The organism is Mucilaginibacter sp. SJ (genome assembly GCF_028993635.1).
Lineage (GTDB): Bacteria > Bacteroidota > Bacteroidia > Sphingobacteriales > Sphingobacteriaceae > Mucilaginibacter.
In genome coordinates this window covers 1380180-1391227 of record NZ_CP118631.1, presented here as the reverse complement: position 1 = coordinate 1391227, position 11048 = coordinate 1380180, and the positions used below count along the sequence as shown (strand labels likewise).

Here is an 11048-nt window from a genome sequence, read left to right as displayed (position 1 = left end):
ACAATTAGGCTATACCGGCGGGTTGCCGCGACATCGCTAAATCTATAAATTTTATTTTGCTTATCATATCCCCGGTGCATACTGAACTTCCAAATAATTTATTACTCCAAAGTTATCTGTCAACAGGCGTAACCCTAAACCAGTCAAAATCAGCATAGCCCGAATCATTGATCTGTGTATCACGCGTACAGAATATGCCGACCTTGGCGCCTATCCATCGCCCTACTTCGGCCTGGAACGTTTCGCCGGCAGTGATGAATGTTTGCCCGTCTGTACTGTAGCTAAAATCGCACTTAGCCCCGGCGCTTACTTTTACGCGCAGCCACACAGTTGGCTTAACCAGTTTAGCAATGGTTTTTTCTTCTTCGGCGTTGCCTTTATCCGCATCTTTACAATGGTCAAATACCAGGTACACGCCATCTTTTTTATTTTTAACCGCTATGCCGGCATAGCTGAAACCCATAATGGTTAAACCTGCTTTTTCTTCCAGTTTAATGTTGGGGGTAAAGGTCATTTTGGTCGTAGCCTCAAACTCGGGGGCCATAAATTTCTGAAGCAGCACATTTCCGGCCCCCCAAAGGTTTTTGGCACCGTCGGGCATCTTATCTGAATAAAGTCTTAGCGCTCCTTTACCGGGGTTCATATAATACCAATTGGCCTGCGCGTTAGCCATCCACTGCCATTGCAGGCCGGGGGTGCTTCCATTAAACTCATCACTTTCAACCGGTGTTTCGATGGGGTAAGTTTTACCAACATCCGGTTTTTTGTAAACCAGTACAGGTTCGCCTTTGCCGTCGCCATCTTTGTCGGAGCCTATTACCGGCCAGTTATTTTTCCAAATCATAGGTTGCAGGTGCACCACGCGGCCATATTGTTCTTTATCCTGAAAGTGAAGGAACCAGTCCTCACCGGTTTGGGTAGTAACCCAGGCCCCCTGATGCGGGCCATTGATGGTTGTTTTACCCTGGTCCATCACTACTTTACGCTCGTAGGGGCCATAAATGTTTTTTGACCTTAATACCAGCTGCCATCCGGTAGGCACACCACCCGCCGGGGCGAAAATATAGTAATAACCATTTCGCTTGTAAATTTTTGGCCCCTCAATGGTTGGGTCGGTTTCGTGGCCATCATAAACTATTACTCCGGCATCAGTTACCTTGGTGCCATCTGCATTTAACTTATTTACAGCGATAACACTTTTAATACCGGCACGGCTGCCCGCGAAGCCATGTGCAAGGTACATTTGGCCGTCGTCATCTACCAGCGGACAGGGATCAATCAAACCTTTGCCCGGGTAAACCATTACAGGGTTGCTCCATGGACCGGCCGCGGTTTTGGCTTTTATAAGGTAAATGCCATAATCCGGATCAGGGTAATACAAATAAAATTCACCTTTATAATAGCGTAATGCAGGCGCCCAAACACCATCACCGTGGCGGGGAATATCGAAATGATCAAACGGTGGCTGGCGTACCAGGGCGTGGCCAATGATACTCCAGTTCACCAAATCTTTTGAATGCAATATGGGCAAGCCCGGGATATCCTCAAAACTGGATGAAACAAGATAAAAGTCATCGCCTACCCGTATCGCGTCCGGATCTGAGTAATCGGCACTCAGCACCGGGTTTTTATAGGTGCCATTGCCCTGGTCGGCAACCCATACTTTAGATATATAGTTACTTTTTGCAACAGATTTTACCTGCGCGTTAACAAAAGATACACTGGCAGTAAAAGCCAGCATGCAGATGGTGTTTTTCATAATTATTTAGCTTCCGGGTCCCAGTTATCGCTGCCGCCAAGGATATTCTTGATTGTGTATTGTTTTGCTTCCTGATCTGTAAGCTGATGCGACCAGTTTACACGGACTTTGGGATTTGCGCCTGGTCCGGTGCTTTTATATTCGGCATAATAGGCTGTCTTTTCTTTATCGGGGAACATGCTATCGCCTTTCCAGGGATCCCAGCCCTGGGGAATGATATGCGCGCCCATTTCGGTATTCAGATATACCGTTTTAGCGTATGATCTCCATGGCCTGCCCAAATATTCCTTGTTTACCGATCCATCGGCAATGAGCTTACAGTCCATCAGCACATAACCATATTTTTGCAAAGAAGTAGTGGCTGCTGCCGTAATATATGAGTTGACGAGGCTTTTAATAATACATCGCTGGAAAACAACGGTAGCTTCTCCAAACAGAAAATCTGTAGTGCCTTCAATATAACAATCCTCAAATAACTCGCGCGATGTAGTGGTAGCGGTATAGAGCGTATCCTGGTTGCCCAGCAGCTTACAGTTACGCACAATGCAGCGGTCGCCTTCTACATGCAGTGCCACAGCCTGGCCTACCCGGCCGGCCGAATTGATAATAGTAAGATTTTCTGCCCTGAAATTATTGCCGGCAACCAGTACTGTGTACGAAGTGTACGTTGAAAATTTATCTCTGCCAAAGGCATCCTTGCCCCCGGGTACAGGTTTTCCCGAATAATCACCATTAGTAATAATGGTATTTTCCTTATCCTCACCAATAAGCGAGATATGAGTTTTCCACGATGGTATTACCAGCTTTTCGTGATAGATACCTTTTTTGATATGGATGGGCACCTGTACCGCGCCCAGATCACGAACCGCGTTTACTGCTTCCTGAATGGATTTAAAATCGCCGCTGCCATCCTGCGCCACAGTTATTTCTTTATAAACCCTGGCAACGGGCTGCGCCTTGCAAATAACCACAGCCGCCAGTAGCAACAAGCTAAGTATGACCTTTTTCATATGATATTATTTTTTTCCCTTCAACCCTTCAATTTCTGTAGCGGCAAGTATAAAAGCGCCAACACCTTTGGCATCATTGGTAATCACCTTTTCACTCAGGTAATAAGCGTAGCTGCCGTCACGGTAAGGCTTTCCGCCCAAACCGCCTACCTGAACAGTGCCATCCAACACCAAAAGACCTTTGTCATCGGTGCGGATAAAATTTTTAATAATACCTGCATACCCTTTCTGCGCTACAGGTATATAATTTGCCGGCAGATATTTTTGACGTACAGCCTTAGCCAGCGTATACACAAACATACACGATACCGAAGCTTCCTGGTAATTACCTTTTTCATTTCCTTTGTCCAGTACCTGGTACCAAAGCCCGGTAGGTTGATCCTGCCAGCGTTTCACCGCTACGGCATAACGCTGCAGGATAGCCAGCAATTCCTTACGGCGGGGGTGATTGGCAGGAAATTGACCCAACGCGTCAACCAGCGCCATACCGTACCAGCCCATGGCGCGTCCCCAAAAGTTTGGCGAACGGCCGGTTTGCGGATCGGCCCAGCGCTCTTTCTTTGATGCATCCCAGGCATGGTACAGCAATCCCGTTTTTTCGTCCCGCGAATGCTTTTCCATTAATATAAACTGTCGGGCAATATCATTGAAAGCGGTATCCTCATGAAAAGTGGCCGCGTATTCGGCGTAAAACGGCTCGGCCATATACAGCCCATCCAGCCACATCTGGTTCGGGTAACGTTTTTTGTGCCAGAAACCACCATCAAATGTACGGGGCTGGGTACGCAATTGTTCGCGCAATGTTTGCACAGCTTTTAGGTATTTATCCTCATGTGTTTGCCGGTAAAGCATCAGCACATTGCGGCCGCAGAGAATAAAATCGAGGTTATGGTCGGCCAGGTTATAGGTACGAATATTGCCATCTGGCTGGACGAATTTATCCATACAGTGTTTTATAAAATCGAAATATTGCCTGTCGCCGGTTTGATGCCAGATATTTTCTATTCCTTTCAATATAACACCCTGATCATAAGTCCATTTGTTGCCTGTTGGCAGGCTGTCTTTCCATATCGTCATCACCGTATGGGCCATTTGCTGTGAATAGGGCCTGGCTGATTGTGCACAGACCGTTTGGACTAATAATATAAAAACAAGTATTTGCAGGCGTAAAAAGGTTTTCATCATTGGTGCTTATTTAAATATTTTAGTCAAAAATTGATCAATATCGGTTACCATGGGATCAAACCAGGGCCGGTATAAGCAGAAAGTGTGCGGTGTATCTTTAAAACTCTCGATCCGCACATATACGCCTTTCTTATCCATCATGTTTTTAAATGCGTCACGGCCGGCGTGCATTCTGTCAACCGCGCTATTCAGGAACAGAAAAGGGAGCTTATTACGTTCGGCATAAGTAAGCGGACTGGCCTCTGTCCAGATAGCAAGGTTTTCGGTCCGTTTATAGCCAAGCCACATGGTTGATGCTGCAACGGTTTGCTGATTTTGGGTTTCCCAGGCGTCGGGAGCCACAAATGTGAGTGTGCCATCAATATCAATGACAGCCTGTACTGAACTTGGATACTCTTTATTTGAATTCAAAGCATCGAATTTATTTAAACCCGAAGTCATTCCTACCAGCGCGGCCAGCTGCCCGCCTGCCGAAAAACCCAAAACAGTGATCTTATCTGGGTTAATATTAAATCTTTTAGCATTAGTGTGCAGCCATTGTATTGCCCATTTGATATCATTCACCGCTGCGGGGTAAAGCGCTTCGGTAGACAAGCGATACTCTACCGTAAAACTGGCATAACCTAAAGCAGCCAAATGTTGCGCCAGCGGAATATGTTGTGCACGGTTACCCGAGCGCCAGCCACCGCCATGTATGATAATTACCGCAGGCGTTGGCTTTTTCTTAACTGCTGAAGGCGTAAAGGTATCAATATGCAGCTCGCGGCCGCCCACCCGGCCATAAACGAGGTTACGCACCTCGGTAACCGCTTTTGAAGGGCTATCAGGAACGATCTTAATGAAAGGGTACTTCTTTATATTATTTTTAAAATCGCGCGCAATGTTAAAAGAGGTATCCGGGGTATCGGTTAGCCATTCTTTAGATTGCGCCAAAACTTTTGTAAATGCAAGCAGGCATAAAGCTAAGCTCAAAAGGAGGATCTTGTTTTTCATGATGCTACCTGGTTAATCCCCGATCGGAGCCTGCTACACGGCTGTTAATCTCAGGCGACAGCCTGCGCAGGTCTGCGAGTACAATTTCGGCCATTTTGCGGGCTCCCAGTTCATTGAAATGAGTATCATCTTTTTTTCCGTCAGGGTAATTTGGATTTTCGCCAGGCTGCAGATGGTTATATAATAATTTAGACTGTTCAGGGCCAAAGCGCTGCACCAGTGCCATGCTTTCCTGGTCAAGATCTATTAACTGTACACGCTTTTCTGTGGCTACATCGCGTACAATTTGGGCGTAACGGGCATGTGTATCTGTTACTACGCCTGTGCTGTCAAAACTGCGGCGTGTTACCGGGGTAATCAGTACAGGTATAGCCTGCTTGCTCCGGGTTTGATCGATATAAAGGATCAGGTTGTTTTTAAATTCCGTTTCTGTAGTGGCCGATTTTTTGGTGGGCACCTCATCGTTATGACCAAATTGTATCAGCACATAATCATCGGCTTTTAAATTATCTGTAACCTGCTTCCAAAGGCCATCGGTTATGAAAGTACGGGTGCTGCGGCCGTTTTGTGCCTTATTTATTATGACCGTAGTTGAGTCGAAAAAAAATTTGAAAGGAGTACCCCAGCCGGTTTCGGGATATGCGCTTACCTTTTTATCAGCCATTGTTGAATCACCCGCTAAGAAAATGGTTAGCTTTTTTTTAGGGTTGATGAAGCTTAATGCTGCGCAGCCCAAAATGATAATTGCCAGGCTAAACCAATAGGTTTTACGTTGACTTGGTCTTTTCATAATGATGTTATAGTTATTTAGTTGGCAGTTTTTCAGGGACAATGTTCATTTCAATCAGCCACATTTCACACAATTTGGTCCACAACTCTGTCGATCCGGGATTATTGCGCAACGCAATGGCATGAGCGCCTTGCGGAAATACGTGAAAGCTTACCGGTACGTTGTTTTGCAACAGCGCCTGGTAAAACATCAGGCTGTTCATCGGGTTTACTGCTTTATCATTAACGGCACCGGCAATAAAGCATGGGGGCGTAGTGCTGCTCACGTTAAGCTGGGCCGAAAAATGCTTTTTCAGATCTTCAGCAGGGTTGGGGCCAAGTAGTTTTTTGACACTACCCGCATGTGCATATGATGTGCTTAGGTCGATCACCGGCGAAATAAGAATGGCAAAATCCGGCCTGAATGAAACACGGTCAAGGCTGTCCTTAATTGCACTTACGTCGGTAGTTTTGGTAGCCGCGGTAGCAGCAAGGTGCCCACCTGATGATGTACCCATGATGCCGATCTTGTCAGGATTAATTCCCCATTTTGCTGCGTTGGCCCTGATGTACCGAATGGCCCGCTGTGCATCCATCAAGGGACCAATCTCACGCTGTTTCAGGTCAGGAGAGTTAGGAAGGCGGTAGTTAAGCACAAATGCCGAAATACCCATGGTGTTGAACCATTTTGCCAATTGCAGCCCGCTGATTACGTAGGCAAGCCGTTCATAGCCGCCGCCCGGGCAAATGACCACCGCGGTACCCTTGTTTTCCTGTTTTCCGGGAAAGAACGCGTACATTCCCGGCAGCATTACCCTATAAATGCGTTCATTAGCTACGCTATCCGTAAGCCGCAGGTTTTTAGAATTTGGGATATGGCCATGCGGCCATATTTCCATAAAGTTTTGTGCCTGTACATGGGTTGAAAAGATCATCAATGCCAGTGCGGTAAATTTGAAGAGCAAATGTTTCATCATTTATCCTGTCGGTTATTTTGTGGTTATTAACGCGGATTTATCGGCACCATATTTAAATTCTGCCACCTGGCCAACCGAACTGGTATCAGTGTGCAATAAATTAACCTGGCCCATATACTTACCATTAATGCTCAACAGCAGATCGGGTTTTGCCGCTGATGCAAGGGTATCGATCCTGATTTTGTTGCTGTTTTCTATATGAACCAACGGCTTGGTGCTTTTGCATTGCAGCATTACGTTGGTCAGGCTAACGTCGCTGGCATCAATAATTTCGGCGCCTTGATCGGCCTTGATCGAAATGTTTTTTAGGTGGATGTCCTTGATGCTCATTTCGGGCAGGCCGCGGATGAGCATTGCCCGGTTGGCGCCATCGCAAACCACATCATTAATATAAAAATTGCGAAATTGCGGTGTCCCATCATTAACGGGTGGTTTTTCTTCTTCACCGCCGGTTTGGGCCAATGATGGTGCCTTAGTAAAATAATACATATCGAACAGGATAGCATCGCGCACAATATCGCGCATAGAAATGTTTCGGATATAAATATTTTCAACCACGCCGCCACGCCCTCTTACTGTTTTAAAACGTAAGCCATTATCAGTGCCAAAAAAACTGCAATCCGAAACAAAAATATCATGTGCGCCCCCTGACATCTCGCTGCCAATCACGAAGCCGCCATGCGCCCGGTATACTACATTGTTTTGGATCAAAATGTTTTGACAAGGTTTGCCAACTTTGCGGCCTTCTTCATCTTTCCCCGATTTAATACAGATCCCGTCATCTCCGGCATCAATAGTGCAATTAACTACCCGCACGTTTGAACAGGACTCAATGTCCATGCCATCTCCGTTCTGTGCGTTTGAGGGGTTGCGGATATGCACACCATCAAACGTCAGATCTTCGCATTGCAGCGTATGAAGGCACCATGCTGCGGAGTTTTGAAAGGTGGTACCCTGCAACAGCACCTTTTTACAATTACTGAATACGACGAGGTTAGGTCGGAAAAAATCTTTTATCTCCTGGTAATCTTCTGGCTTTTTGCCGGTTTGCATATAGCCGGCATTCCGGGTACGGGCACCTTTTGCGTAACTGGCCGAAGGGTACCAGGTACGGCCGTCGTCGCTAAGCTCACCGCCCGAAGCAATGAGCGCTTTCCAATCGCGGTCGGTAATATTGTCTTTACCCATTGCCCGCCAAACCTCTCCATGCCCGTCAACAATACCCTCGCCGGTAATAGCGATGTTTTGCAGGTCTTTACCTGAGATCGGAGACTGGTTCCGGATTGACTTGTGCCCTTCAAAATTTCCTTCAACAAGGGGAAAGCGGCCTTTATCCGATGTAAACTGTAATACAGCAGCCTGGCTCAGGTGAAGATTGACATTACTTTGCATCACGATAGGGCCGGTCAACCAAAACCCTGGAGGAATAAGTACCACGCCACCGCCGTTTTTATTACAGGCGCTGACGGCATCATTAATGCTTTGCGTATTAAGTGTAAATCCGTTTGGTTTGGCACCAAATTTTTCAATGTTAAAGGTGTCGGTTTTAAAGGATGGAAGTTCGGCGCCGGGTAAATGCTGCCAGGAGTAAACGGTTTTGCTTTTTTGCCCGTTCGCTTCTAAGCCTAAACTAAATAATAAAATCGCTAATAAGTTCAGTTTTTTAAAATGCATGTTATATAAGGTATGTGTTCATCCACAGATAGCTTGTCCACAGGATTTCAGATAGGAAAGTAATTTTTCCTTTTCAGAGGAACAGATCTATAGTTGGTTGAAACAAACGTATTAACATAACAATAAATTGGGGTTTAAAAATTGGTCTAAAATGTTCAATAATTGAAGCTTCTTTGCAATAAATCCGGCTTGCTGTGTATTTGTAACCATGACACAGGTTAACCCTTCAATAGCAGCCCTGGCAGCGGTGATGCCCGCCAAATCAGGAAGCTTAGACCGGGATAGCGCCGCGGTAAGCAACAGGATCGTTCCTTGCTTATTTCACGCAATGAGATGAAAAAGCGGCTGAATGCTTACATTTGGCTATCTGACTATGAAAACGACCTTACTGGCGTATCCTTGCGTCTTTATTTTGATATGCTGTGCTTTCGTACAGCAGGAGCCGCTTCGCCGCTTCGAGCTGAGGGGGTACGCACAAGGTACCACATATAGTATCGTGTATTATGCGCCCGACAGCCTGGTGAATACAGCGCAAACGGATAGCCTGTTAAAGCGTTTTGATCAGTCGGTATCCTTATATCTGCCTAATTCGCTTATCTGCCAGTTCAACCGTTCTGCAAAAGGTATCCGTATAGATGAGATTTTTCGTGTGTTGATCACCCGTGCGCTGCAGATCAGCCACGCAACCAGGGGCCTGGTTGACCCCACAGTGAAACCTTTGGTTGATGCCTGGGGATTTGGTGTAATTAAACCGGGGCATGACCCCGATCAGAAAGAAGTGCAAGGTCTCCTTCATCATGTAGGGGCAAATAAAATCAATTTGACAGGAACTTTTTTGCATAAAACCAGTCCAGATGTACAACTGGATCTCAACGGCATTGCGCAGGGCTATTCTGTCGATCTGCTGGCTTCGTTATTGGAACGGCATTCCATTCATAACTATCTCATCGAATTGGGTGGCGAATTACGTATTAAAGGCCATAAACCCGGAAACGAACCATTTAAGGTGGGTATTGAAGGCATCAGTGGAGATGATCTGAATCCGGCCCCTATGCGTAAAGTGATCGAACCGGGGGATGGCGCCATTACTACATCCGGCAATTACCGCAAACATCATAAAGCAGGCGGCAAACAGGTTTCGCACCTGATGGATCCGTTAACAGGTTACCCAATACAAAACGAAATGATCAGCGTTACCGTTTATGCAAAAGACGCAATAACAGCGGATGGTTATGATAACGGGTTTATGACAATGGGATTAAAACGTACATTGAACTTTCTGAAAAACCGGAAGGATCTGGGTGCTTATATTGTATACCGGAAGCCGGATGGCCGTATAGCAGATACGGTTACTGCTTACTTTAAAGGATATCAACAATAAAACTGGATAAATGGAGAGAAGAACTTTTTTGAAAAATACAGGCCTGCTAACAGGCGGACTATTGCTAAACCAAAACCTGAGCGCAATACAGCCCGGGGCCGATCCCGTTAAAATTGCAGTGGTAGGCTGTGGCGACCGTGGTACCGGGATTATGAATATCCTTAACGGAATGCCCGATCAGTTCCGCATTACTGCCTTGTGCGATGTGCTCGATTTCAGGCTGACAGCAGCACAAAAACTGGTTAAGCCTGGTTCAGTGAAAACATATACGGATTACCGTAAATTAATTGATGATAAGCAGGTGGAGGCGATCATCGTTGCTGTTCCGCTTTACCTGCACTACGCTGTGGCTGCTAATGTTATCCGCTCGGGCAAGCATTTATACCTGGAAAAAACGATGACCTATACCATTGATCAAGCGCTTGAACTTGTGAGCCTGATGCATGGGCGCAGCAACCAGGTGCTGCAGGTTGGTCACCAGTACCGCTATTCGCCTTTATATTACCGGGTTAAAGAGATGATCAATAAAGGCTACCTGGGCAAAGTAACGCAAGTAGATTGCCGCTGGGACCGCAATGGCAACTGGCGACGCCCGGTGCCTGATCCTTCACTGGAACGGGCCATCAACTGGCGCATGTACAAAGAATATTCGGGCGGACTGGCGGCCGAACTGCTTTCGCACCAGATTGATTTTATTAACTGGGTTTTTGATACCCATCCGCAGGAATTTTTTGCCACCGGCGGGATAGATGTGTTTAAAGATGGCCGGGAGACCTATGATAACGTGCAACTGATGTTACGTTACCCGGACCTGGGCCTGATCGGTAATTTCGGCGCAATGTGCGGCAATGCGCATGACGGCTATCTTTTCAAGATTAAAGGTACCCTGGGTACTGTATCCCTGCTAACTGATCAGGGCATGTTTTACCCCGAGAAAAAACTATTGAAAGAAAAAGGGACAGTAGACGGCGTAACCGGTGCAACACGTATTGTATGGAATAAAGAAGGAGGCACACCCATTCTGCCCGAGGCGACGAAAGATGGTACCTGGTATGCATTCAACGATTTTTATCAGAAAATACTGCATAATGAGCTACCGGATAGTAATGTATTCACGGGAGCCCGCACCGCCATCAGTGTGCACCTGGGCAACCAGGCGCTGTACAGCAAAAAGATCTGCAACTGGGATAACAGTTATAAGATTGGATAATTAGAAGCCCCGATATCGCAAATATCGGGGCTTTGTGTTTTAAATGCCGGGTAACACCGGCCATAAGTTCAAAATAAGGTTTTTATTCTGT

9 protein-coding genes are annotated in these 11048 nt (G+C 46.3%); 2 read left to right on the top strand and 7 right to left on the bottom strand.

What is annotated here, in order from left to right:
• Positions 1–112: 112 nt before the first annotated feature.
• The 7 genes from MusilaSJ_RS05455 to MusilaSJ_RS05425 are packed head-to-tail and all read right to left on the bottom strand — an operon-like array spanning position 113 to position 8366.
• The gene (locus MusilaSJ_RS05455; protein WP_274989041.1) at positions 113–1759 is read right to left on the bottom strand and encodes a glycoside hydrolase family 43 protein; all 1647 of its coding nucleotides are present in this window, start codon (positions 1757–1759) and stop codon (positions 113–115) included.
• A 2-nt stretch (positions 1760–1761) separates the two neighbouring features.
• Entirely contained in the window at positions 1762–2769 is a 1008-nt protein-coding gene (locus MusilaSJ_RS05450; RefSeq protein WP_274989040.1) for a pectinesterase family protein, read from the bottom strand.
• Between the two features lie 6 nt (positions 2770–2775).
• Complete coding sequence (locus tag MusilaSJ_RS05445) at positions 2776–3954, bottom strand: glycoside hydrolase family 88/105 protein (protein WP_274989039.1); 1179 nt, start codon at positions 3952–3954, stop codon at positions 2776–2778.
• 6 nt (positions 3955–3960) lie between these two features.
• Positions 3961–4947: an alpha/beta hydrolase gene (locus MusilaSJ_RS05440; RefSeq protein ID WP_274989038.1), complete on the bottom strand. Its 987-nt coding sequence runs from the start codon at positions 4945–4947 to the stop codon at positions 3961–3963.
• A 4-nt stretch (positions 4948–4951) separates the two neighbouring features.
• Entirely contained in the window at positions 4952–5737 is a 786-nt protein-coding gene (locus tag MusilaSJ_RS05435) for a rhamnogalacturonan acetylesterase (RefSeq protein WP_274989037.1), read from the bottom strand.
• Positions 5738–5750: 13 nt separating this feature from the next.
• Entirely contained in the window at positions 5751–6692 is a 942-nt protein-coding gene (locus MusilaSJ_RS05430) for an alpha/beta hydrolase (RefSeq protein WP_274989036.1), read from the bottom strand.
• A gap of 12 nt (positions 6693–6704) precedes the next feature.
• Complete coding sequence (locus MusilaSJ_RS05425; RefSeq protein WP_274989035.1) at positions 6705–8366, bottom strand: glycoside hydrolase family 28 protein; 1662 nt, start codon at positions 8364–8366, stop codon at positions 6705–6707.
• Between the two features lie 373 nt (positions 8367–8739).
• On the opposite strand from MusilaSJ_RS05425, the gene MusilaSJ_RS05420 reads away from it, so the two are divergent.
• Both MusilaSJ_RS05420 and MusilaSJ_RS05415 read left to right on the top strand, forming a co-directional pair.
• Entirely contained in the window at positions 8740–9747 is a 1008-nt protein-coding gene (locus MusilaSJ_RS05420) for an FAD:protein FMN transferase (protein ID WP_274989034.1), read from the top strand.
• A gap of 10 nt (positions 9748–9757) precedes the next feature.
• Entirely contained in the window at positions 9758–10957 is a 1200-nt protein-coding gene (locus tag MusilaSJ_RS05415) for a Gfo/Idh/MocA family protein (RefSeq protein ID WP_274989033.1), read from the top strand.
• The last annotated feature ends 91 nt before the right edge of the window (positions 10958–11048 follow it).